This window comes from Renibacterium salmoninarum ATCC 33209 (genome assembly GCF_000018885.1).
Taxonomy (GTDB): domain Bacteria; phylum Actinomycetota; class Actinomycetes; order Actinomycetales; family Micrococcaceae; genus Renibacterium; species Renibacterium salmoninarum.
The window spans coordinates 2,609,165-2,631,405 of record NC_010168.1; the positions used below are offsets into that span (position 1 = coordinate 2,609,165).

Annotated in this window: 19 protein-coding genes and 2 pseudogenes; 5 read left to right on the forward strand and 16 right to left on the reverse strand. The window is 55.8% G+C overall.

Annotation, left to right across the window (positions count from 1 at the left end):
* Nucleotides 1-193 precede the first annotated feature (193 nt).
* The 4 genes and pseudogenes from RSAL33209_RS12905 to RSAL33209_RS12915 all read right to left on the reverse strand — a co-directional run bounded on the left by RSAL33209_RS12905 (nucleotide 194) and on the right by RSAL33209_RS12915 (nucleotide 4,277).
* On the reverse strand, nucleotides 194-1,231 hold the full coding sequence (locus tag RSAL33209_RS12905; protein ID WP_012246301.1) for a lactonase family protein: 1,038 nt from the start codon (nucleotides 1,229-1,231) through the stop codon (nucleotides 194-196).
* An 85-nt stretch (nucleotides 1,232-1,316) separates the two neighbouring features.
* Nucleotides 1,317-1,448 carry a hypothetical protein gene (locus RSAL33209_RS19355; protein ID WP_267895904.1) on the reverse strand — a complete coding sequence of 44 codons (132 nt, stop codon included), beginning with the start codon at nucleotides 1,446-1,448 and terminating at the stop codon, nucleotides 1,317-1,319.
* A pseudogene (gene asnB / locus RSAL33209_RS12910) lies at nucleotides 1,445-3,199 on the reverse strand (asparagine synthase (glutamine-hydrolyzing)). Before asnB ends, RSAL33209_RS19355 begins: the two are co-directional and overlap by 4 nt.
* A gap of 109 nt (nucleotides 3,200-3,308) precedes the next feature.
* Nucleotides 3,309-4,277: a DMT family transporter gene (locus RSAL33209_RS12915; RefSeq protein WP_012246305.1), complete on the reverse strand. Its 969-nt coding sequence runs from the start codon at nucleotides 4,275-4,277 to the stop codon at nucleotides 3,309-3,311.
* A gap of 60 nt (nucleotides 4,278-4,337) precedes the next feature.
* On the opposite strand from RSAL33209_RS12915, the gene RSAL33209_RS12920 reads away from it, so the two are divergent.
* Nucleotides 4,338-4,559, forward strand: coding sequence for an RNA-binding S4 domain-containing protein (locus RSAL33209_RS12920; protein ID WP_041684806.1), 222 nt, complete (start codon nucleotides 4,338-4,340; stop codon nucleotides 4,557-4,559).
* Here RSAL33209_RS12920 and RSAL33209_RS12925 read toward each other — a convergent pair.
* The 6 genes from RSAL33209_RS12925 to ligA form a co-directional block, all read right to left on the reverse strand.
* Nucleotides 4,525-5,196: an alpha/beta hydrolase gene (locus RSAL33209_RS12925; protein ID WP_012246306.1), complete on the reverse strand. Its 672-nt coding sequence runs from the start codon at nucleotides 5,194-5,196 to the stop codon at nucleotides 4,525-4,527. The genes RSAL33209_RS12920 and RSAL33209_RS12925 overlap by 35 nt on opposite strands.
* A 2-nt stretch (nucleotides 5,197-5,198) precedes the next feature.
* Complete coding sequence (locus RSAL33209_RS12930; protein ID WP_233494206.1) at nucleotides 5,199-6,158, reverse strand: AAA family ATPase; 960 nt, start codon at nucleotides 6,156-6,158, stop codon at nucleotides 5,199-5,201.
* Nucleotides 6,085-6,381, reverse strand: a complete 297-nt coding sequence (locus tag RSAL33209_RS18915) for an AAA family ATPase (RefSeq protein WP_012246308.1) — start codon at nucleotides 6,379-6,381, stop codon at nucleotides 6,085-6,087. Before RSAL33209_RS18915 ends, RSAL33209_RS12930 begins: the two co-directional genes overlap by 74 nt.
* Complete coding sequence (locus RSAL33209_RS16540) at nucleotides 6,378-6,866, reverse strand: DUF2087 domain-containing protein (protein WP_012246309.1); 489 nt, start codon at nucleotides 6,864-6,866, stop codon at nucleotides 6,378-6,380. Before RSAL33209_RS16540 ends, RSAL33209_RS18915 begins: the two co-directional genes overlap by 4 nt.
* 64 nt (nucleotides 6,867-6,930) lie before the next feature.
* A complete protein-coding gene (locus tag RSAL33209_RS12940; protein ID WP_012246310.1) occupies nucleotides 6,931-7,782 on the reverse strand; it encodes an inositol monophosphatase family protein in 852 nt (283 codons plus the stop codon).
* Nucleotides 7,775-10,030, reverse strand: a complete 2,256-nt coding sequence (gene ligA, locus RSAL33209_RS12945; RefSeq protein WP_041685784.1) for an NAD-dependent DNA ligase LigA — start codon at nucleotides 10,028-10,030, stop codon at nucleotides 7,775-7,777. Before ligA ends, RSAL33209_RS12940 begins: the two co-directional genes overlap by 8 nt.
* A gap of 235 nt (nucleotides 10,031-10,265) precedes the next feature.
* Here ligA and RSAL33209_RS17215 point away from each other — a divergent pair.
* Nucleotides 10,266-11,516: pseudogene (locus RSAL33209_RS17215) on the forward strand (IS3 family transposase).
* On the opposite strand, the gene RSAL33209_RS16545 reads toward RSAL33209_RS17215, so the two are convergent.
* The 6 genes from RSAL33209_RS16545 to RSAL33209_RS12975 form a co-directional block, all read right to left on the reverse strand.
* Entirely contained in the window at nucleotides 11,477-13,363 is a 1,887-nt protein-coding gene (locus RSAL33209_RS16545; protein WP_049758997.1) for an Ig-like domain-containing protein, read from the reverse strand. The pseudogene RSAL33209_RS17215 and the gene RSAL33209_RS16545 overlap by 40 nt on opposite strands.
* Nucleotides 13,364-13,411: 48 nt before the next feature.
* Nucleotides 13,412-14,914: an Ig-like domain-containing protein gene (locus RSAL33209_RS16550; protein WP_012246313.1), complete on the reverse strand. Its 1,503-nt coding sequence runs from the start codon at nucleotides 14,912-14,914 to the stop codon at nucleotides 13,412-13,414.
* Between the two features lie 4 nt (nucleotides 14,915-14,918).
* Nucleotides 14,919-15,719 (reverse strand): hypothetical protein, encoded by an 801-nt coding sequence (locus tag RSAL33209_RS16555; protein WP_012246314.1) that lies wholly within the window; start codon nucleotides 15,717-15,719, stop codon nucleotides 14,919-14,921.
* A gap of 152 nt (nucleotides 15,720-15,871) precedes the next feature.
* A complete protein-coding gene (locus RSAL33209_RS12965) occupies nucleotides 15,872-16,948 on the reverse strand; it encodes an adenylate/guanylate cyclase domain-containing protein (RefSeq protein ID WP_012246315.1) in 1,077 nt (358 codons plus the stop codon).
* 34 nt (nucleotides 16,949-16,982) lie between these two features.
* Nucleotides 16,983-17,582: a PH domain-containing protein gene (locus RSAL33209_RS12970; protein WP_012246316.1), complete on the reverse strand. Its 600-nt coding sequence runs from the start codon at nucleotides 17,580-17,582 to the stop codon at nucleotides 16,983-16,985.
* A complete protein-coding gene (locus tag RSAL33209_RS12975) occupies nucleotides 17,575-18,468 on the reverse strand; it encodes a biotin--[acetyl-CoA-carboxylase] ligase (RefSeq protein ID WP_012246317.1) in 894 nt (297 codons plus the stop codon). The genes RSAL33209_RS12970 and RSAL33209_RS12975 overlap by 8 nt, the downstream gene beginning before the upstream one ends.
* A 213-nt stretch (nucleotides 18,469-18,681) precedes the next feature.
* Here RSAL33209_RS12975 and RSAL33209_RS12980 point away from each other — a divergent pair, with 213 nt between their 5' ends.
* The 3 genes from RSAL33209_RS12980 to RSAL33209_RS12990 are packed head-to-tail and all read left to right on the forward strand — an operon-like array spanning nucleotide 18,682 to nucleotide 22,214.
* Nucleotides 18,682-20,253, forward strand: coding sequence for an acyl-CoA carboxylase subunit beta (locus RSAL33209_RS12980; RefSeq protein WP_012246318.1), 1,572 nt, complete (start codon nucleotides 18,682-18,684; stop codon nucleotides 20,251-20,253).
* Nucleotides 20,250-20,504 (forward strand): acyl-CoA carboxylase subunit epsilon, encoded by a 255-nt coding sequence (locus tag RSAL33209_RS12985; protein ID WP_012246319.1) that lies wholly within the window; start codon nucleotides 20,250-20,252, stop codon nucleotides 20,502-20,504. The genes RSAL33209_RS12980 and RSAL33209_RS12985 overlap by 4 nt, the downstream gene beginning before the upstream one ends.
* A 36-nt stretch (nucleotides 20,505-20,540) precedes the next feature.
* Nucleotides 20,541-22,214: a DUF885 domain-containing protein gene (locus RSAL33209_RS12990; RefSeq protein WP_012246320.1), complete on the forward strand. Its 1,674-nt coding sequence runs from the start codon at nucleotides 20,541-20,543 to the stop codon at nucleotides 22,212-22,214.
* Nucleotides 22,215-22,241 lie beyond the last annotated feature (27 nt).

Below are 22,241 nucleotides of genomic sequence, written 5' to 3' on the forward strand. Positions count from 1 at the left end.
GACAGACCAAGCCTACCGGGCGATCTTGCTAGCTTAAACTTGCTAGCTCAAATTCGAGTCGGTGTTGAGCGAATATTGTGCAAGCAACCGCATAAGGATGTCCCGCCGGCGAGCCCGCTCGGTGGGACAAACTAGTTCTTCCCACTGAGTTCGCTTGCGCAGTGGGACCCAGTCGAGCACGGTCCCCCGCCGTTCAGGAAATCACCAAGCACGCGGGCGTGCCAATGCTGACCTCTTGTAGCTTTGCGCCCAGCAAGCCGTCTGGCTGCAGCGCAAATACTGTGATGCTGTCGCCTTTTTGGTTGGCGGCATAGAGAACGCCAGCTCCCATGAGGCCAGTACCCAAGGCAAAATTTCGCGGCCAGGCACCCTCGGTGAGAACTTCCTGGACTAGCTCCGGCAGCCCCTCCTCGGCCAGTGTATTGAGCTTGAAAACGCTGATCTGATCCTGTCCTCGGATGCTGGCATAGGCCAACGTACCGTCTACGGAAAGTTCAATATGCGCTGGATAACTGTTCCCAACGCTTTCCCGAGTGAATAGTGCCACCTGCCCACGGTGTTGCCAGCCACCGGCGGCTTCGCGCCGAGCACGGCTGAAAACATGCAATTGCCCGTCGAGTTCACCCATGACCAAAAGATGATCTACCGAATCACTACGACGCAAGACTAGGTGACGTGGGCCGGTGCCAGCTGGCAACTGCAACCGGGCTTCTTGGCTCAGTTCTGTGGAGTTCGGCCGTAGTTCAAGCCCCGAATCGGAGCCAAGATCAGCGACGAAAACTGTGCCGTAAGGCGTTGGCACGGTTTGATGCGCATGCGGACTTTCTTGACGATCGGTCACTGGCCCGGAACCATTCAACTGCAAAGTGCACTGGATCTCGAGTGCCCGTTGTGCGGCCAGTAGCGATACGGTGCCGGAGCTATAGTTCGCCACAATGACCTGCCCGCCCGGCAAAAGCGAGAGGTGGCAAGGGTCCGCGCCGATCACTGGCGATTGGCTCACCAATTCCAACGAACCGTCGTGGAAATCGCGCTCAAAGACCAGCATCCGGCCCTGTTCGCACTCCGAAACTACGCTCACGCCGTCGGCTGCCAACGCCATAAAAGACGGGTCGGCGACGTCGGCCCGGAGCTTTCGCTGACCCAGCAAGCCGTCGTCGGCAATGTCAAAGGAACTGATACCAGCGCCACGATTTGATCCGGAGGTGTACGAGCCAACAAGGAGTTCCATCGGATTAGCCTACATAAAGCTCTCGCGAGAGGTCGTGACATGACAATAACGCCAAGGTGTCGCGACCTCTCACGAGGATTGCTGCTTAGACCTCTAACGCGAGGCCATACTGACGAATCCAAGCATCCATCTGGATGGTGCTTTCCGCTTGGTAGCGCTCGCCCATTGCGCCACTTCCACCGGTACGAATCATTTCTTTGAGCGCAGCTACGTTCATAAGATCCAGCACCGGGCTGTCACCGCGGTCCAGGATCTCACCGACCTGGTAGAACAGTGCTTTGTTCTACCAGGGTCTTGCGTCGAAGGGTACGAGCTCTTAACGCGTTCGACGACGGACTGTGGCAAGAGATCTTTAGTTGCGTGCCGCAGCAGCGACTTCTCCCGACCATCGAAAATCGTCATGGCCCAGGGAGTTCCGTACACGTACTGCACCAACCGGTGATCACAGAACGGCACTCGAACTTCAAGTCCGACGGCCATACTCATCCGGTCCTTACGATCCAGCAAGATCGGCAGGAATTTAGTCAGGTACAAGTAGCTCACTTCGCGCATCCGCGCTTCGAGTCCGGTCTCGCCAGCACGGCGCGGCACCTCAGCAAGGGCTTGATGATACTGGGACTGCACATACCCTGGCAGGTCCAACTTTGCCGCGAAGGCAGGATTCATCACACCATTGTTATCGGCCCCGCCACCAAATGCGCTAGCTGCAATGCCAGTAATCCACGGGAAAGTGCCCGCTTCCCGAGCTACCGGATCGTGGAATTCCTTGTACCCGCCAAAGACTTCATCGGCGGATTCGCCGGACAACGCAACGGTTGAATGCTGGCGTACCGCTTTGAACAGCAAGTACAGCGAAGTATCCATATCCCCCATACCCGGGAAATCCCGGGCGGTGAGCACCGCAGAACGCGCCGCCGGATCCATCAGCTCTTCGTTGTTGAGCACCAAGTTGGTGTGTGAGGCCTTGGGGTATTGCGCTTTGAGGTGCTCCGCAACGTCGATGATGTACGGACCATCCGGCGTCGGACGAAACTCGTCGGCTTTGAACTCCTCTTCATAACCAGCAAAGTCAACGGAGAACGAACGCACGCCCTCGCCGGTAGTGGCGTTGAGTTGTTTGGCGGACAAAGCCGTCAAGGCCGATGAATCCAAACCACCGGACAACAGCGTGCACAACGGCACGTCGGCAATCAGCTGGCGTTGTGCCGTGTCTTCGAGCAGCTCACGCACGGTGGCGATCGTGGCGTCCAGATCGTCCGTGTGTTCGTGATCGTCCAAGGCCCAATAACGCAGCTCAGTAATGCCTTGTCGATTGATCTTGACGATATGCGCGGGTGGTACTTCCTGCATACCTTTGAAGACCGAGTTGCCAGTATTGGCCGAGAAACCCATCAGCCTGCGCAAACCGTCCAAATCAACGGTTCGCTCGGCCAGCTGATTGGCCAAAATTGCCTTCGGTTCAGAACCGAAAAGCACGCCGTCGGGAGTTTGCAAGTAGTACAACGGCTTAATGCCCAGCCGGTCACGCAGAAGCGTCAACTCTTGTTTCTCGGTGTCCCAGAGGGCCTAGGCAAACATGCCGTTGAAGCGTTCGACGACCTCGCGCTCGTCTTTACCGCCCCAGTGGGCGTGCGCTTGCAGCACCACTTCGGTATCGCTACTGGTGCGAAAGTTTCGCCCCGCAGCAGCTAGTTGCTCGCGAAACTCACGGAAGTTGTACGTCTCACCGGTGTAGATCAACACCTGCCTTGTGGCGTCTTCTTCATCTCTGAGCATCGGCTGGTGGCCGTTTTGTAGGTCAATAATCGACAGTCGTCGATGCCCTAATGCCACATGTTCGTCGATCCAGACTCCTTCGTCATCGGGTCCTCGACAAACGATAGTCCTCGTCATCGCCAAAGCGGTGGCCTTTTCATTCCGGAGATCACGATCAAACGAGACCCAGCCGGCAATTCCACACATGTCCATAACCCTTCGTTAGTTGCCCTAAGTAATGTTATTGATTGAAGGGTCGAACGACAAGGGGAAAAGCTGAATACCCAGCGAGTTGCCAGCTTGAGCTAGTCAGTCGGTGGATCTAGCGGCGAGGCCTGCGAGGCCAAGGCAAAGTAGCCAGCACGACGGCGAGCAGCGTGAGCAGGGTGCCCCACCAAGTGGCCGGTGCGATGACGGTGCCCGCCGTTGGCACGAGGAGATCCAAGGCAAGTGAGCCAAGCAGCTGGCCAGCAATCATGCCCAACCCAGTCAGCAAAACACCCAGACCGCGAACTAGCCAGGCAGCAAGACAGATAAAGAAGCAGCCAAGCGCGCCGCCAAGGTAGTACCACCATTCACTTGGCAAGCCGTTGCCAAACCCGGCGAACAGTACTTTGACCAGCCAAGCCACTAGTAGCACCGCGGTTCCGGCAACAAAGTTGATCACAGTCGCCGCAAGCGGAGTGCCATAATGCACAGTCTGGGTGCCGTTCATCGCTTGTTGAAAGCTCATCAAAAATCCTGCCACCAACGGCAGCAACACTGGTAACAACCAATGCCAAATGCTTTCAGATTGGTTGAACCGAGGTGAAACGGCCCAGATGACGGCGGCGATGGTGAGCAGCACTGAGATGACTCGGATCCCGGTAATCGCTTTCTTTCCGGCTGGCGATATCCCCAGCCGATCGACCAACAAACCACTGAGACTTTGCCCGGTGACTACCGCGACGGTAAAGAGCGCAATCCCGATCACGGCCACGGTCAGCCCTTGGGCCATCACCAAGAATGCGCCAATAACGCCCGCTGCGAGATACCAGCGCGGGAATTTCCTGGCCCGAACCACAGGTGCAATCGCCCGCAATCCGCGGCGTCCAGCAGGAAGGATCAGCGACGCCAAAACAATCAACACCAGGCCGGATCCGAAGCTCATCACAGCTGCTGCCAAGCCATCCCCTAGCGCTGCGCCGAGGGACCCGTTAGATCGGCCCTGACCGGCAACGGCCAAACCGCCGATCACGGCAAGCGGCAGCCCCAAAAGTATCGGCACCTTGTGCGGATTAGTTGCATTCATTCTTGCTCCTCGAACAGCTCAGCTTCTACAGCATTCTTGATTCTCAGGCATGATGGGTACATGCCTGAAATCGAGCAAGTCACGATCCGCGATGAAACTATCCGACTCGGCCAGCTACTCAAACTCGCCAACCTTGCCGACGATAGGATTCAAGCGAAGGAATTCATCGAAAATGGTTTAGTCAAAGTGGACGGTCAGATCGAAAGCCGCCGCGGCGCACAGATCCGTCCGGGATCGGTTGTCACGGTCAACGGTCAGTCGGTTCAGATTTCTGCGCATTGAGCACCTCAGCGCGCAAGAATTCGCCCACATGGCCAATTTCTGCCTGACAAATTCCGTGCCACATACCAGTATACAGCACTTTGGTGAGCTTGGTGTGCTTGGCTAACCATTCGTTGCTCTGCTCAATCAGTGCTTGTGGCAACACTGGATCAGCTTGGTCTCGTCCCCAAAAAAATGGCAGTTTTTCTTTTTCGAGTTCGGCATCCTTGAAGTAGGGATCGGCCTCGGCGTCGATAATAAAACCTGATAAACCGACGACGGCGGCAAAGCGTTCCGGCCGGTGCCGAGCCAAAGTACTGGCCATTGCCATGCCTTGGGAGAAACCGAGCAAAGTCACTGAGCTGAAATCGGCCGCAATCGAATCAAGCCATTCATCAAGCTCAAGCGCGGCACTGGTCACGGCTTCGATGCTGATGATTAAGTCGCTCTGCAAAGGGAACCAAGCAAACCCAGAGCCAGCCGATTGACCTGCCCGGACGGCGGCGATCATAAATTCAGCCGGGAGTTGTTCAGCCAATCCGAAAAGATCAGCTTCATTTGCACCATAGCCATGGAGCAGGACCAAGAGTGGGGTTCCGGCACGTTGCTCAGCCGGCTTTGACCAGAGAACTACGGGCGCGATGGGTGAAGAAGTCATATTCACATCCTGCCACGGACCGGCCAGGTCCACGGCAGGCCATCTAAAAGCCCTTGACCCTGGATCTTAGTTTCGCCAAGCTCCTTCACAAGTTCATGACGATGTACTTTTTTGCTGTGCTCCAAATGCGCGATCAATTTTTCTGAATGAGTCACCACAATTATTTGGTAGCTTTCAGCGGCCTCTACGATAAGTTCGGCAACTGCTGGCAATAAATCAATATGCAAGGACGTTTCCGGCTCATTCAGCACCATAAGTTCGGGAGGACGCACGGTGAGCAATGCAGCGCAAAGGAGCAGATAGCGAAGCGTGCCATCGGAAAGTTCGCCCGCGTTGAGCGCCCGAAGCATGCCAGGTTGGCTAAAGGTCGTGAGGAACATGCCGGCTTCAACGTGTACCGCTACCGAGCGGCCGGGAAATGCACGGTCGATCGCCTGGGCAAGCCTGCCATCGCCGCCGCTCTCGATGATGGTTTGCAGTGCGGCGGCAAGGTCGTTACCGGTATCGCTCAAGACCTCTGTGCGCGTACCAACTTGAGGTTGGCGTGCCGGAGCCTGATCATCGGTACGAAAGTGGTCATAAAAACGCCAGGCTCGCATCATTCGCCGTACTCGATGCAACTCAGGAGCTCGTTGCGGATCAGCCACTTCACTCAAGATCGATTGGTGATTCTGCAGGGACCTGCTCAGTTCGTGAACTGTGCCATCTTCGGCCCGGCTGCTGGCAAAGGACCCTTTTCGATCCGCAAGTACTGCCGCAGGACGAGCAACTGGGCCGGCAAAGATCTGCTCACGTTTGATCTGCGGATCTCGGCCAAAAGCCGTAGGGTGCTTCTCATCGTCGTCCGGCAGCGGTAATCCCAGATCTGAAATATAACCAAAGTCGGAGCTAGCGAATCCCAGTCGCAGACTGATCGACTCGCGTCGCAGAGTACCTTGAACGGCCGCCTCGCCGCGGCGCATTGCTGAGCTGATCTGGTCCAGCCCACAGGACAGATTCGAGACCGCCTTGACGGGCCAAGGACCCAATGGCTGCACCACTGCCACACTCCGCAAGTAGCCTGAGCGCCCGGTACAGATTCGACTTTCCAGAACCATTGGCGCCGGTAATGACATCGAGGCCGTGTAGATCTAGAACCAGCTCCCGGATCGAGCGGAAATTGTGCACGGCCAAGGCGGTAATCATGGTGTTGCACTCAGTTCCGAATCAGTTAACCAATAGCTGGACCCATCGGGAATCCGGGCCAAAAGACCGCCATCGACCAAGGCTCGACGAAGGCCAGAGACATCGTCGCTGACTACCCGAAGCAGGCTATTGACCTCTCGCTCAGGGTAGTGTTTTCCAGGTTCAAAAAGTCGCCTGCAAATCAGGCTCAACACTTCGCGGCGGTCCCGAAGGTTTGTTGGCATCATTCCCAACTTTTCAAGACGAAGGTATCGCGTTGGTCCCTGCGGCTTTGCTTGTTGATCCAATTGCAAGGACTGCGCGAAGAACTCAGGGTTTACGGCTAGTTGGCCGTTTTTCACGCTGAGTAGGCCGGTGCTTTCCAAGCGCCGCAATACCTCAGGATCAACTGACTTCGGATCCGTACCAAGCACTAATTGCGCATAGCCCTCGCGAAACTCCGAATGCTGCAAGGCGGCAAATGCTGCTTGCCATAGGGAACCCATTGCCCCTCCCTCGGGACTCTCGTGTTAGTTACGTTCGAGGACCTGGCCAGCTTCGACGTCTTCATCAGCCTTCTGGGCTGAACGTTTCTGGGCTGAACGTCCCGGCTAATTCCGGAATCGATGCAGCTGTCCACGCAGCCAGACTCTCTTCACGCGGCGGCAAGCCATTCAAAGCTGAGGAAAGCTCCGGCCGCCGGACCCAAGCGCCCGCCTCTTCAGCGATAAGCGCACCCGCCGCGAAATCATGCTCGTTGAGCCCGTATTCTAGGTATGCATCAAGGCCGCCGTCCGCAATGGCGCACAATTCCAAAGCTGCCGAGCCTAGCCGCCGAAAATCACCGAATCCGGTCATACGTGCTTCAAGCTCACCGATCAACCGGGCTTGCATTTCCGGAACATAGGTCAAGCTAGTTGAAAGCAATTTGCCCGTACGCTGCTGTTTCGGCCCTTTGAGTTCCTTGGTTGCCAGTGTGCCATCAGGGCTTACTTCCTCAACCCAAGCTCCAGCACCGAGGCTCGCAAAATAGCTTCGGTTCAATGCCGGTGCTGTTACGACGCCGGCCAGCCAGGCGCCATCCGGACCCGCGACGGCCACGGAGGTGCAGTAATAAGCGATATTGCGAATGAAGTTCATTGTGCCGTCAAGCGGGTCAACCGACCAGCGGTATCCCGATGCCTGTTCGGGAATGGCCGGCGCAAGCTCCTCCCCCGTGATCACGTCGCGTGGCCGCGCCAAAAGAATCGCTTCACGAACCGCGCTTTCGGCAGCGAAATCGAATTCAGTGACTAAATCTGTGTCGCCACTTTTCATGTTTTCGGAGAACTTACTGGGATCACGTCCAGCCAGCACGCGGGCACCCGCCGCCGCTGAGTCCTTAGCAACTTGCAGTAACTCAGCCGTAGTGACTTCAGTCATTTGTTGTAGACCCCTCAGATTCATTTTCTTCAGCTTCAGCGCTGTGGTCTGGACCGTGCGCCAACAATGTCTCAAACCCAGCTTCATCAAGCACCGTGACACCTAGCTTTTCGGCCTTATCTAGCTTAGTGCCAGCGTTTTCTCCCGCCACCACGTAATCAGTATTTTTTGATACTGAACCGGCAGATTTACCGCCCCTGTTGATGATCGCTTCCTTGGCTTGATCTCGATTGAACTTTTCCAAAGAGCCGGTCACCACAATGGTGAGTCCTGCCAACGTTCGTCTTACCGATTCGTCGCGTTCATCTGCCATTCGGACGCCGTCCGCCGCCCAAGCGTCAATGATTTCGCGATGCCAATCTTCGGCAAACCATTCAATAAGGGCTGCGGCAATCGTGGGGCCCACGCCGTCGACCTCAGCCAATTCCGGTTCGGAAGCGGCGCGAATTGCTGCCATTGAGCCAAAGGCGGTGGCTAATGCCCGCGATGCTGTGGGCCCAACGTGCCGGATGGAAAGCGCCACCAGCACTCGCCAAAGTGGTTGTGCCTTGGCCTTCTCCAATTCGATAAAAAGTTTCACGGTATTAGACGTCGGTTCAGAAGGTTTTTCCTCGGTACCCTTTGAGTAGAAATAGGGCACCAGCTCATGCACACCGCTGAGCACGCCCTTCACCTTTTTTTCACGCTTAATCTTGACCAGAGCTAAGTCTTCTGCGACCAAGTTGAAAATTTGCGCCTCATTGCGAACTGGCGCTAGCTCTGGTTCAGCCGGTTGGGTAAGTGCAATCGCCGCCTCCCAACCCAGCGCCTCGATATCGAACGCACCGCGACCGGCCAGGTGGAACACCCTCTCGCGTAATTGGTCCGGGCACGACTTTGCATTAGGACAGCGAATATCAACATCGCCCTCTTTGGCCGGCGCCAAGGCAGTGCCACAGGACGGACATTCTGTTGGCATCACGAATTCACGTTCCCTACCGTCGCGCAGGGCAAGGACCGGCCCAACAATCTCCGGGATGACGTCACCAGCTTTGCGCAGCACCACGGTGTCCCCGATCAGAACGCCCTTGGCCTTAACCACGTCCTGGTTGTGCAGCGTGGCCATCTCCACGGTGGATCCGGCTACTTTGACGGGCTCCATAACCCCAAAGGGTGTCACCCTGCCGGTCCGGCCGACGTTGACCAGAATGTCTAACAGCTTGGTATGCACTTCTTCAGGTGGGTACTTATAAGCGACCGCCCATCGCGGAACTCGGGAAGTGAAGCCCAAGGCATTTTGGCTAGCGAAATCGTCAATTTTGATGACAATGCCATCAATCTCATGCAGCAGATCATGCCGATGCTCGCCGTAATGATTGATGTAATCCAAGACTTCTTGGTAGCCAGTCAATACTTTGAAATACGGGCTGGTGGGCAGCCCCCAAGCTTTGAGCAATGCGTAGCTTTCAGACTGGCTAGCAACATCTAGACCGATCCGCGAACCGATGCCGTGCACCAACATACTGAGCGGTCGTTTTGCCGTGTCTGCGGGATCTTTCTGCCGTAACGATCCAGCCGCAGCATTTCGCGGATTCGCAAAGGGAGCCCGGCCCGTGCCAACAATCTGTTCATTGAGCGCCAAGAAGTCTTTTGAAGCGATGAAAACTTCGCCGCGAATTTCTACTTCCTCAGGCAGATTTTCGCCCCGTAATTGCCGCGGAATCTCTTGGATCGTCAAAACATTATGTGTAATGTCTTCGCCAGTGATGCCGTCGCCCCTAGTGGCCGCGCGGACAAGTTGGCCATTGCGGTAGAGCAAGTTCACCGCGAGCCCATCAATTTTGAGTTCGGTCAGCCAACGTAACGGGCGTTCCGCCACAATGCTGCCCGCTAGCTTCTCTGCGTTGGCCTGGGCTTTGATGATCCAGCTTTGCAGCTCTTCGATCGAGAAAACATCTTCGAGGCTATAAATCTGGCTGGTGTGCTGAACCGGCGTAAACGCGGCCGAAACCTCTCCACCAACTTCTTGAGTTGGTGAATCATTACTGATTAGCTCCGGATGCAGCGCTTCGATCTCTTCAAGTCGACGAAAGAGCACATCGAATTCGGCGTCTGACACCAGCGACTCTGCCTCGTTGTAATAGGCAAATCGATAGTGCCGAATGTCTTCAACGAGTTTGCTGTACTCTGCCCGCAGGGTGGCGGCAGGGGTGGCTGCGGGTGCGGGAGAATCCGATTCTGATGTGCTCACAAGACCATCTTGCCGCATTGCACCGAAATTTTCTGGCACAGCAAAAAACCCGCGGCATCGGAATGCTGCGGGTTTTTGCTGTTCCAGAACTTAGAACAGGTAGTGATCTCCGGATTAGTTCGCGGAGGTCTGCTCCTGCTGTTCCTTCTGCTTGGTGACAACCTGAGCGACCGGCTCCAGATCGGTGACGATCTTGCTCAGGGTGAATCGCCCCGGTGTGTCCGGAGACTTTCTTGTTTGAGAGGATCAGGACATGGCAGGGAAAACTACGACACGGTATCCGCAGGAGTTGAAGGATCGTGCGGAGATGGAGGGTGCGTCTTCGGAGTGGGCGGCGATGCAAAAAGTTGCCCAGCTTTTGGGTGTGGGTGTGCCGGAAACGGTGCGTAAATGGGTCCGGCAAGCCGAGATCGATGTTGGTACTAGAACTGGAACAACGAGCACGGAATCGGCCGAGCTGAAACGGTTACGGCGTGAGAACGCTGAGCTGAAACGGGCGAACGCGATCCTTCGGAGTGCTTCAGCTTTTTTCGCGGTCGAACTCGACCGCCACAACACTGATCGTGAAATACATCAAGGACCATGCCGGTCACCGCGAGAATAATGGATTGCGGTGGGGTGTCGAGTCGATCTGCCAGGTGCTTACTGGGACGGGGTGAAGACCACCCCGTCCACGTACTACGAATGGGTGGATAAAACACGATCTCACCGAGAACAACGTGATGAGGTGCTCAAGCCCGTGATCCAGAAGGTGTATGCCGCTAATTACGGGGTGCACGGCACCAGGAAAGTCTGGTTGGCGATGAACCGTGAAGGTGTGCCGGTGGCCAGGTGCACGGTAGAACGGCTCATGGGGTTACTTGGCATACAGGGTGCGGTCCGTGGCAAGGTCAAACGCACCACGATCAAAGACTCGAAGGCAGCCCGAGCGAAGGACTTGGTCCGCCGTGATTTCACACCAACGGCACCGGATCGGCTATGGGTAGATGATTTCACCTATGTTTCGACCTGGTCCGGGTGGGTCTATGTTGCCTTCGTGATCGATGCCTACTCTCGGAGGATCCTGGGCTGGTCAGCGAGTGCTTCTATGAACACCGTGCTAGTGCTCAACGCAGTTAATCAGGCAATCTGGAGTCGTGAACGGGCCGGGGCTGAGATTTCCGGGGTGATTCATCATCACGATGCCGGGGCTCAATACGCCTCCTTGGCCTTCACCGAACGCCTGGCCCAGGCCGGTATCCGCCCCTCGATCGGTTCTGTGGGTGATAGTTACGACAACGCCTTGGCGGAAACCATCAACGGGCTTTATAAGACCGAGCTGATCAAACCCGGCAAGCCCTGGCGGACTCTAGAAGAAGTCGAAATCGGCACCGCTGAATGGGCCGATTGGTACAACCACCGAAGGCTCTACCAGTACTGCGGAGACATCCCACCAGTAGAGCTAGAAAACCACTACTACAATCACTACCAGAGCACGGCAGCCGCCGACAGGCTCATCGTCTGAGAAACCCTCCGGACACACCGGAGCGATTCAGTTTGTGAGCGCCCGGCTAAAGCATCAGGTACTGAGTCGTCGTTGGCCACGGCCCACGGCTTATTCGTCGAGGTTACCACCAACGTGATGCTGGCTTTCACCTCATGGTTGTGACCATCGGAAACCTTCAACGGCAAGATTCCGGTAGCACCGGGTTGCACATCGCCCTTGACCGTGACCTTGAGTTTCTTACCGTCCAAGGACGCTTCGAAATCTTTCGGTTGGTCGCCGTCGAACGAGAATTTGAGCTTGTCGTTGTCATCCGAGTCAGGGTCTTGGGCAAGCGTGCCCAAATCGAGTTCGTTCTGCTCTCCCTTGGCCACATTCAATGACGTTCCGGAAAATACCGGTGGCCGATTGTTATTCAGATCCGGTTTCACATTGACCCAGACGGTAAGCGTCGATTTCAGACCCTCCGGATCGTTTGGTCCGTTGCCGTCCGTTACCTCAAAGGTGATTGATCCCTTGCCATAAAAATCGGAATTGGCTTGATAAACGATCTTGGTGCCACCCTCGGCCACCGCGTCCTGGCTGCTTGCCCCGATCAGCGTGACTCGGTCGATCTGGGTAACTCGCGGTGATTTTCCGTCGCGAACTTTCACATGCTCATTGAGGTCCAGCGTTACGCTTTGGCCGGCCACGACGTCGAGCTCTCCGGGCTTGAGTACCGGGTACTGCTTGCCTAGCCCCGGCACCCAGATGATGGCTTTTGCCGTGAGGTTATCCACGTCAGTGATGGTGTACGGAATCAACTGCGACTCTTGCGTCAGGCTAACTCTGATGTTGCCATTGGCAGCTATTGACGCCGTGCTGTTCGTCGGGTCGAGGCTGAGTTTCACGTCGTCGGTGGTGCCGTCCGGGTCTTCGTCGTTTTTGAGCACCGGTACATCAACTGCGGTTTTGCCTAAGGTTTCTTGTTCGGTGAAGTGATCGTCGCTTGCAATCGGTGCCTTGAGCGGAGAATCCGGTGTGACCTTCATCTTGATATGCGCGTTGGACGTGCCACCCTTACCATCGGAAATCGTGTAGTTCATGGTGTAGTCGCCCGGGTCCTTCGGCGAGGTGACAATGACGCGACCTTGTTCGGACAGATGTGGCTTCATCTCTGCCGGGCCCTCGAACTTATCGGGCACAACGCCTAACGGATCGCCGTCGGGATCGGAATCGTTGAGTAACACGTCTAAAGCAACGTTGCGGCCCGGCCGCATCGAAATCACATCATCGTTGGCCACCGGTGGATGGTTTTGCACTTGAATCGGCGCAACACCAACACGGACAGTCCCAGTTGATTCGGCGCCCAAGCGATCGCGCACTTTATAGGTAAGGGTATCCGTGCCCGCGGAGCTCGACGCCGCGGTGTACCGGATGGAATTGCTGGCGACAATTGCGGTACCCAGGCCGGGCGCCTTATCGATGCCAACAAGTTCCACCGAGTCGCCGTCCGGATCAATGCCATCCAACGGGACGTCAATATTGGTCGAGGTACCCGCGATGACACGGCCTGTGAGCGGCTTCGGCACTGGTGCTTGGTTGTGCCCGGGATCGGCCGGCAAGACTTGGATGTTCACTGCGGCAGAACCGAATTGCGGCGAACCCGAATCGATGCTGTTTGCCACCCGGTAAATCGCAGTAAAAGTTCCTGGTTGGTCCCCAGCTATAAATCGCAACCGATCTTGATCCACAAACATCGTGCCGCTGCTGGGCGCGGTAACTATTTGCAACATCTTCAGCGGTTGACCATTAGGATCTGAGTCGTGGGCAAGCACCGGGATGTTCACAATGTCACCGACCCGGACCACAGCTTCATCCGGCAGCACTGTTGGCGGCGCTAACTTTGATGGCCGAGGAATCGGCGTAACAGCAATCTAGCCAACACTGGTGCCATAGGCGTTCGCGACCGTGTAATTGATCTCTACCGGTGAGATGATGCCGGGCTGGTCAACAATCTTGACTACGTTGTGCTCTAAAACTGTTGCTGTTACTGCGGCACCATTCGGCACGCTCACCGATTTGACCACTAGTACGCCGCCGCTTGGATCGGTGTCCTTGCCTAAAACATCCACGAGGGTACTGCCACCAGCGGGCAGTTGCGCAACATCCTTTACCGCGATGGGCGGGCTTTGTTCTTGAGACTGAGCTACTTCAATACGGATCAAACCAGTAGAACTCTGCGGTCCATTGCTCACTTGGTAGGTCAAGTACACCGCACCTGCCGAATTGCTCTTGAACGTGAAGAAACTACTGTCCTGAATGTCGGACATTTCGGCAGTATTAGTCCGCTCGACTTGCGCTAAACGCAGCTCTTGCCCAGAGGGGTCGACGTCGTTCTTCAAAGGTGCGATTGAGATCTCTTGGCCCACGACGGCGCGAAAATAATCGGCGTTGGCGATTGGTGGCACCGATCCGACTGGCTTAATGACAATTTTGATCTGCTTGGAGGTAACTGCCCGGCCGTCTGAAACCTGAACGGTTAGAGTTTTTTGTCCGGGAGCCTCGCTGTTGTCTGCATAGACCAGCTGACCATCCGGTGTGGTCTTGATCTGGGCGCTATTGTCATCCGAGACCGCGCTGGAAAGGTAGATGTCGTCGCCGTCGGGATCACGCCAATCAGTCAAAATATTCTGCGAAATCGACTTACCCTGCTCAACCACCAACGTAGTTTCACGCAACTGTTTCGGCGGATTATTCTCCGAATCAGGCACCACCCTAATCGCTACCGGAGCAGACGCCGAACCATTACGACCATCATCAGCCGTATACGCAAACTGCGCACTACCAATCGTCGTCCCCGCCGGCACACTCAACTGCAAACCCGTACCACCATAAACCGTCTGCAACTGACCAATAGCCGGCTGCTCCGACGGCGGCACCACCGTCAAAACATCACCATCCGGATCAGAATCATTAAACAAAACCGGCGACAACGTCGTCCTACCAGCCCGCACCCCAAACTCATCCGCCACCGCATTCGGCGGACGATTAGGCTTCGTCCGATCCGGCAACGTATTCACAAAAATCGGATCAGCAGACTCCTTCTGCGCATCCGGACTATTCTTCGTCTGAGTTTCCAAATCCTGCCAGTTATCAACAATGATCATGTTCTTATTCACCAACCGCACCGTGCCCGCACTCACATCATTGAGCACCACAATGTCCCGGTTTTGCCGGAAAGCAAACAACGCCCCCGCAGCAGCCTTCGGCACATCAACAAGCCGGTTATCCCCACCATCGCAATACCGCACATACTTACTCGCACCAGACCACGCCATATGCACACAACCCGACTGCTGCACCGGAGCCGGCGGCGTACCAGAACCCTTCAAATCAAAACTACGCGACGCCGAACCATCCAACGGCTGCTCAACCAACCCCTTAGACGTAACCAATCGCCACAAAAGAACTACCCGCGCTGTACTGCTGCAACTGGGCACCACGAGCCTGATCAACATCAACAATCTTGTTACCGGGCAAATAAAGCTTCGATGCACTCGGATCAAAAATAACAACCTGATCACCCACCACAGTGATCTGCAACTTCGCCTCCGTACCAAGCCCCTCAATCTTCGACTCTTTCTTACCCGTCACCGTGCCCGCTGCATCGAGTGAAATGCTGGTTAAGATGCCGGTTTGACCATCGGCAACGTAGATAGTGTCATCCAGCCCAACCGAAGCTACTGGATTTGCCAGGTTTTCCAGCAACGGTTTGCTGCTTTTGTCATCGAATGAGCCGGCGTTTCCCGCGGTAACCGCCCAGACACTCTTCTTCGCTTTATCCACCAAAGCCAAAACTCCGGAGCCGAGCGATATTTGCTTATTGCCGCCAAGTTTGGTGTCCGGCAACAGCGACATTTGCGGAACATCAACGCCAGCAAGCAACGAACCAGAATCATTATCCATAAAAACATTGCTCGCCTGCTGCAAAACATCAAAACCAGCCGACGTCGCCGTAAAACCACCATCAAGAGTCTTCGACTGATAATTCAAATGACCAACCAGATTCTTACTCCGATTAGTCACCCAAATACCACCATCATTAAGATTCACATCGGCAGTAGTGAACCCCGGATAGATCACCGCGCTAGTCACCAGGACTGTACCAGCAATCACCATGCCACCTGCGGCGAAAAACCGCGATCGGTTCCTCAGTTTTTTCGCAAAATTAACCAAAGCCATTTACAGCCAAACCTTCATGAAGCAATCGACACCCGAGTCCCCCAGCAAACATGAATTTGCCAATACTCTGGAATAACCAGCTTATCCAGTTTGCACTGCATGATCGATTAATACAACGGGGACTTCTCCCCATCCAGACCAGGTTTGAACCCTTAGTCCAAGACCAGCCCGCTGCCGCGACCTCGACTCAATAAGATCGGTTCAACGTCGCCAAAACCACGCACGTTCTGGCTCGGAAGCGGGGTGAAGATAAACCGTTCGTCTTTTTTCAAAGCCGCCATTGTCACACCGTCAACCAGAACCGTCCCCGGCTCGGCCAAGGCGGTAAGCCGGGCAGCGAGATTAACGGTCGGACCATAAATATCGCCCAGACGGGACAGAATTCTGCCCCACACCATGGAAACTCGGGCCTGCGGCAGCACTTCGTCTTCGGTGAATGCCTGCGCGAGCGCCAGCGAAATTTCGGCACCAGCAACCGGTGTCTCAGCGGTGTAGAGGACTTCATCGCCGATCGTCTTGATCAGCCTGCCGCCGCCAACCGAAATGATCTCAGCGCACTTGTTTTCAAAACGCTGCACCAACTGCGCCAAGGTTTTCTCATTCATCCGGCGCGACAGCGAGGTGTAACTAACTAAGTCAGCAAACCCTACCGCGCGGGCCAACGGCAACGGTGCGTCGTCCTCGTCGCCGTCGCGCCCTGCTTCGCTAGCTTCCAAACCAGATTGCGCACGCACCGCCATTCGCTGCACACCGGCTGCGAATTGCCTACGCCAGGCATACGTCAGCATTTCTTGGAGCGGCTCAACCAACTCCGGTAACGCCGTCACCAATTCCTGCCGTGCCTGCGCATCAGTCAAGCCGCGTTGGGCGACCATATCCTCAATCATCGCTTCGACTTGCCACACCACAATCCGGTCAGTCATCTGGCCCACTGATCGGCTCAGCGATATTGCCGCATCTTCAGTCAGCTTGCCAGCCCGAACCAGGTCAATAATGTTGCTGAGCGCGCGCTCATCGCTTGGCGTGAAGGCCTTGTCATCGTCGCCAAGATTAGGGAAGCCCAATGCGCGCCAAATTTTCCGCGCGGAAAGCAACGAAACTCCCGCAGCAGCTGCCACTTCACGACGTCGCAGACTCCGCTCGCCGCCAAGTAACTGCGCCTCCAAAGCGCGCACATCTCGACGCAGTGCACTAGGAAGCGAGATGTCAGCAGGAGTTTGTTCAGCCAAGCTGGGCGGCGCAAGTTCTTCGACGAACTCTTCATCACCAATTGCTGTCTCGTCCACGCTCCCCCTCTCCGGCAAGTTGCACTGGGCTCATCTGGCCCGGTTCCCATGGCATATGTTCTTCGCCTAGTAACGCCGAGTGCGGTAGTTCCTCAATCGCGTCAAGAGTCAAGTTTTTGAACTTAATCACTTCGGGAACCTCACGAACCACCACCGACTCGCCGACCCCCGAAATCAAGGTTATATTCCCGCACCGCCGCATTCGCTGTGCAACACCTTGGCTCACGTTGAAGGTAAGCAAGGAGAAAAGCGGAATATCCGTTTGTCCACGCGTGAGCGCTCCTTTTCGGATCACAATGCGCCTGCTGGTCAAGATATAGGAGGTAGCAAACCACTTCAGGTAGCGGCGCAACGAAAAAAAGAGCAGCACCACAATCGTCAACGCCACAGCAACGAACTGACTCGCCGCGCGCCATGAGTCCCACTGTGGGCCCCAATAAGCTCGGCTTAACCAAGCCAACCCAATGCCGAGTGCGGTTGGCAACAAGATTGCGATGATCGCGGGAAGGGCCAGCTTTCGGGCGTGCGGTCGGGTGATGACGATGACTTGCTCCCCTGGTACCAGCCACTTACGCATAACCGATGCCTTGCCCATCCGCTCGGCGCAAGTGCACGACGTCGGCCGCGGAGATCGTGGTAGTACTGCCGGCCGCGTCGGTCACTAATAGCGCGCCCTGAGCATCAATTCCGCTGGCTCGACCATACGAATAAACTCCGCCGGGCAATTCCGCCCGGACTTGTTGGCCAAAGGTGATCAGAAGATCGGTGACCTCTTGACGCAAACTGGGAATTCCTTCGCCCGAGCTACGCACCGGTAGTTGTGCCAATTGAAGCCGTTGATAAAGCTCGTTGAGCCTGCGCAGATAGTCTTCCAACAAGTGGTTGCGATCAATCGAGGTGCCACCGGCAACCAATACTGAGCTGGAAGTTTCAGTGGGCAATTCCTCAGTTGATTGCGAGACGTTAATTCCGGTACCCAGCACGACTACTGGCGATTTGCCGGGTAAAGCTACCAGCTGAGCCAAGGTTCCACAGACCTTTTTGGCTTCGCCATCAGCGCCTCGAACCAAAACATCGTTTGGCCATTTGATACCTGCTTCGACGCCGACGTTGCGCAAGGTCTGACATACCGCGACTGCGCTCATCATCGATAACCAGCCGAACGTCTCCACAGCGAGGTTTTGCGGTCTAAGCAGCACACTAATTGCCAACGCCGACCCCTGAGGCGCCTGCCAATTTCTTTCTAAGCGTCCTTTGCCAGCAGTTTGAACTTCCGCCGTGAGCACACTGAAGTCCGGCCATTCTGCTTCATGTCGAGTGACAACAGCTGCCAACTCAGTGTTTGTTGAGGCGAGCGCCTCCGACCAGTCAAGCCTCGAAACCGGTCCAGCTGGCGCCAATAATCGCGAACGCAAGTCGCCTATATTTAGGGCGAGACGCGACTCCTCGATTGAATGACTCATGCTTCGATCTTATCCGGGCGAAGCTACTCAGCAGCCGATGCGGAGCTGAGCGAAAGCGCGTTTCTGACGGGTAACTTGCCATGATGTTCTCGGGATATTTGTAGGTTTCCTACATCTTCAAGGAATCCGCGACTAGCTAAACTAGGCTGAGGTTTAGAGGAAATATCCAAATATCATCAGTAACCTGATGTTGGACGAGGAACCGGAGCAACAATGAGCCATGACCTGACCACCACCGCGGGAAAGATTGCAGATTTCCGCGATCGGATTGCTCAGGCGGCCCAGCCTTCGGGACCGGAAGCAATCGAAAAGCAACATGCACGCGGCAAAAACACCGCCCGAGAGCGCATTGCCTTACTTCTAGACGAAGGTAGTTTCGTCGAATTCGACGCGCTGGCAGTGCATCGCTCAACAGCATTCGGCATGGAAAAGAAGAAGCCGCTTGGTGATGGCTTAGTTTCTGGCTATGGGACTGTGGATGGCAGAACGGTAGCCGTTTACAGTCAAGACTTCTCGGTTTACGGCGGATCGCTCAGCCAAGTCAACGGCGAAAAAATCTTCAAAGTACAAGAGTTTGCGTTACGAAATGGCTGCCCGGTGGTCGGCATCCTCGACGGCGGCGGCGCACGAATTCAGGAAGGCGTAGCGTCCTTGGCAATGTTCGCGGACATTTTCCGCAACAACGTGCACGCATCCGGTGTAGTACCGCAGATTTCAATCATCATGGGACCCTCTGCTGGCGGCGCAGCGTATTCGCCCGCCCTTACTGACTACGTGGTGATGGTAGATAAGACCTCGCATATGTTCATCACTGGGCCTGATGTCATTAAGACTGTCACTGGTGAAGACGTCGATATGGAAACGCTTGGCGGCGCGCGTCAACATAACGTCACCACCGGAACCTCCACCTATCTGGCCGCCGATGAAGTTGATGCCATTGAATTTGTCCGCGAGCTCTTGGACTTCCTGCCATCCAATAACCTCTCGGAAGCGCCGCCGACCGAACACGATCAAGAGCTGGAAATCAGTTCGGACGATCTAGCTTTGGATACGTTAATCCCTGATTCCGCGAACCAGCCGTACGATATGCGCGCCGTGATTGAAAACATCATCGACGACGGTCATTTTCTGGAAATGCAGGCACTTTACGCGCCAAACGTCATCATCGGCTACGGCCGGGTTGAAGGCCATACAGTGGGCATCGTTGCGAATCAGCCGATGCAATTTGCCGGCACGCTAGATATCAACGCTTCGGAAAAAGCTGCCCGCTTTGTGCGGCACTGTGATGCCTTTAACATCCCGATTCTGACCTTGGTCGACGTCCCTGGCTTCTTGCCCGGTAAAGATCAAGAATTCCAAGGCATTATTCGCCGTGGTGCAAAACTTCTCTATGCCTATGCGGAGGCTACCGTGCCGAAGCTGACGGTCATTACTCGCAAAGCTTACGGTGGTGCTTACATCGTGATGGGGTCCAAGAAGCTGGGTGCGGATCTCAATTTAGCCTGGCCGTCAGCGCAAATTGGCGTCATGGGTGCGCAGGGTGCTGTCAATATTCTCTACCGTCGTGAACTGGCAGCGGCCCAAGACACTGAAGCCTTACGTGCAGACCTCATTCAGCAATACGAAGAAGAACTGTTGAACCCTTACCAAGCCACGCAGCTTGGCTACGTTGATGCGGTGGTTAGCCCATCAGAAACCCGCTCGCAAATCATCAGAGGTCTGCGCGCTTTCCGTGACAAGCGCTCCAGTTTGCCGGCCAAAAAACACGGGAACATCCCGCTATGACCGAACTCATCGAAGAGGCTTTCGCCTCTGAACTAACTGCCCAGCTGCCGCTCTTTCAGGTAACCAAAGAGAACCCGAACGCAGAAGACCTCGCGGCCTTGACCGCCGTCGTACTGGCGCTGGCTTCAGCAGAATCCGGTGCGGAAGCAGCTGATTCAGTGGAGCACGGCCGCGCCTGGATTCGTCGTGAACGATTGCGGCTGGCTCCTACGCCAGGACCGGGCGCTTGGCGACGCAGCGCTTGGCGCTGACTATCTCAAAAGCCGGGGGCGGATTAGGCTCTCTATGTGACTGAGAACACCAAACCAACTCGTACCCCGTCAGCCATCGATGCAGCTGCAGAAAAATATAGCCTGCAGCTCTTCGATCTAAACCCGGAACTAGCCACCATGCTTGGCGTTTCCGGATACGAAACTGAATACCACGATCACTCTCCCGCTGGGCTTGCCAGTTTGAACGATCTTGCCGTGCAGACCCTTGCGGCCCTGGACTCCTTAGAAGCCACCGACGACGTCGACCAGGTCACCCTGGGCGCGATGCGCGAACGGATCGGCCTGGAAATTGAGACCTATAACTCGGGCTGGACGCTAGCCTCGCTCAACAACATCGCTTCACCGGCGCAAGAAATCCGCGCCATCTTCGACTTGATGCCAACCGATACCGACGAACAGTGGGGGCACATTGCAGGCCGTTTGGCTAACGTGCCGAAGGCCATCGACGGATACATCGAAAGCCTTGCCGCCGCAAAAGAAGCTGGCAAAGTAGCGGCAATTCGCCAAGTCAAAACCGTGGTTGAGCAGGTCACCCGTTATGCCGAAGATGGCGGTTTCTTCGATAAATTGGTTGCGGGGGCAAGCGATGACGGCGACCTGCGTGGCAAATTGCACCAGGGTGCGGAAAAGGCGAAGGCGGCGTATCGCGACCTAGTGAATTTCCTCAACGATGAGCTGTTGCCAGTTGCGCCAGAAAAAGACGCAGTGGGGCGCGAGCGTTATGCCTTGGCCTCGCGCGACTTCCTGGGCGCAACCGTTGATCTCGAAGACACCTACCGTTGGGGTGTCGAGGAACTCGCTCGAATCATTGCTGAGCAGAAAGCCGTTGCTGAGCTGATCAAGCCCGGCGCCAGCATCGAAGAAGCCAAGCAAGTCCTCAATAATGATCCGGCCCGTCAGTTACACGGCACCTATGCCTTGCAATCCTGGATGCAGGGCTTATCAGATACCGCGGTCAAAGAACTTGCTGGCGTGCATTTCGACATTCCAGACATCATGAAGAAGCTCGAATGCATGATTGCACCAACTCAAGATGGCGGCGTTTACTACACCCCACCGACTGATGATTTCTCCCGTCCGGGCCGGATGTGGTGGTCAGTTCCTGAAGGCGAGGACTCCTTTACTACTTGGGGCGAAGTCAGCACGGTCTATCACGAGGGCGTGCCGGGGCACCACTTGCAGTGCGCAACCGCTGCCTACCAGAGCGGCCTGTTGAACACTTGGCGGCGCAATATGTGTTGGGTCTCCGGCCACGGCGAAGGCTGGGCACTCTACGCTGAGCGGCTGATGGACGAACTGGGATATCTCTCTGATCCCGGCGACAAAATGGGCATGCTAGATGGGCAGCGCATGCGCGCCGCGCGCGTCGTTTTTGACATCGGCCTGCACCTAGAACTTGAAGTCCCGGAACAGTGGGGCTCCGGAGTTTGGACTGCCGAATCTGGCTTGGAATTCTTGCGAAAGAACTTGGACATGTCCGATGGCCAGCTAAATTTCGAGTACTTGCGCTACCTAGGCTGGCCGGGCCAGGCGCCGTCCTACAAGGTTGGCCAGCGCATCTGGGAAGAGATTCGGGCTGAGCGCGAAAATCGTGAGGGCGAAGCGTTCGACGTTAAATCCTTCCACACCGAGGCGCTAAACCTCGGTGGTTTGCCACTAGACGTGCTCAAGACCGCACTGCTGGGCTAGCCCCCTTCACCACGATCCGTCGAGTGT

Excerpts from the sequence above, each read along its gene's own strand:
- RSAL33209_RS19355 (WP_267895904.1), bottom strand. The coding sequence starts at position 1,448 with ATGAACGTAGCTGCGCTCAAAGAAATGATTCGTACCGGTGGAAGTGGC.
- RSAL33209_RS12975 (WP_012246317.1), bottom strand. The coding sequence starts at position 18,468 with ATGAGTCATTCAATCGAGGAGTCGCGTCTCGCCCTAAATATAGGCGAC.
- RSAL33209_RS12905 (WP_012246301.1), bottom strand. The coding sequence starts at position 1,231 with ATGGAACTCCTTGTTGGCTCGTACACCTCCGGATCAAATCGTGGCGCT.
- RSAL33209_RS12970 (WP_012246316.1), bottom strand. The coding sequence starts at position 17,582 with ATGCGTAAGTGGCTGGTACCAGGGGAGCAAGTCATCGTCATCACCCGA.
- RSAL33209_RS12980 (WP_012246318.1), top strand. The coding sequence starts at position 18,682 with ATGAGCCATGACCTGACCACCACCGCGGGAAAGATTGCAGATTTCCGC.
- RSAL33209_RS16555 (WP_012246314.1), bottom strand. The coding sequence starts at position 15,719 with ATGGCTTTGGTTAATTTTGCGAAAAAACTGAGGAACCGATCGCGGTTT.
- RSAL33209_RS12925 (WP_012246306.1), bottom strand. The coding sequence starts at position 5,196 with ATGACTTCTTCACCCATCGCGCCCGTAGTTCTCTGGTCAAAGCCGGCT.
- RSAL33209_RS12920 (WP_041684806.1), top strand. The coding sequence starts at position 4,338 with ATGCCTGAAATCGAGCAAGTCACGATCCGCGATGAAACTATCCGACTC.
- RSAL33209_RS12985 (WP_012246319.1), top strand. The coding sequence starts at position 20,250 with ATGACCGAACTCATCGAAGAGGCTTTCGCCTCTGAACTAACTGCCCAG.
- RSAL33209_RS16540 (WP_012246309.1), bottom strand. The coding sequence starts at position 6,866 with ATGGGTTCCCTATGGCAAGCAGCATTTGCCGCCTTGCAGCATTCGGAG.
- RSAL33209_RS12915 (WP_012246305.1), bottom strand. The coding sequence starts at position 4,277 with ATGAATGCAACTAATCCGCACAAGGTGCCGATACTTTTGGGGCTGCCG.
- RSAL33209_RS12940 (WP_012246310.1), bottom strand. The coding sequence starts at position 7,782 with ATGACTGAAGTCACTACGGCTGAGTTACTGCAAGTTGCTAAGGACTCA.
- RSAL33209_RS12930 (WP_233494206.1), bottom strand. The coding sequence starts at position 6,158 with ATGCGCCGCGGCGAGGCGGCCGTTCAAGGTACTCTGCGACGCGAGTCG.
- RSAL33209_RS18915 (WP_012246308.1), bottom strand. The coding sequence starts at position 6,381 with ATGATTACCGCCTTGGCCGTGCACAATTTCCGCTCGATCCGGGAGCTG.
- ligA (WP_041685784.1), bottom strand. The coding sequence starts at position 10,030 with ATGCGGCAAGATGGTCTTGTGAGCACATCAGAATCGGATTCTCCCGCA.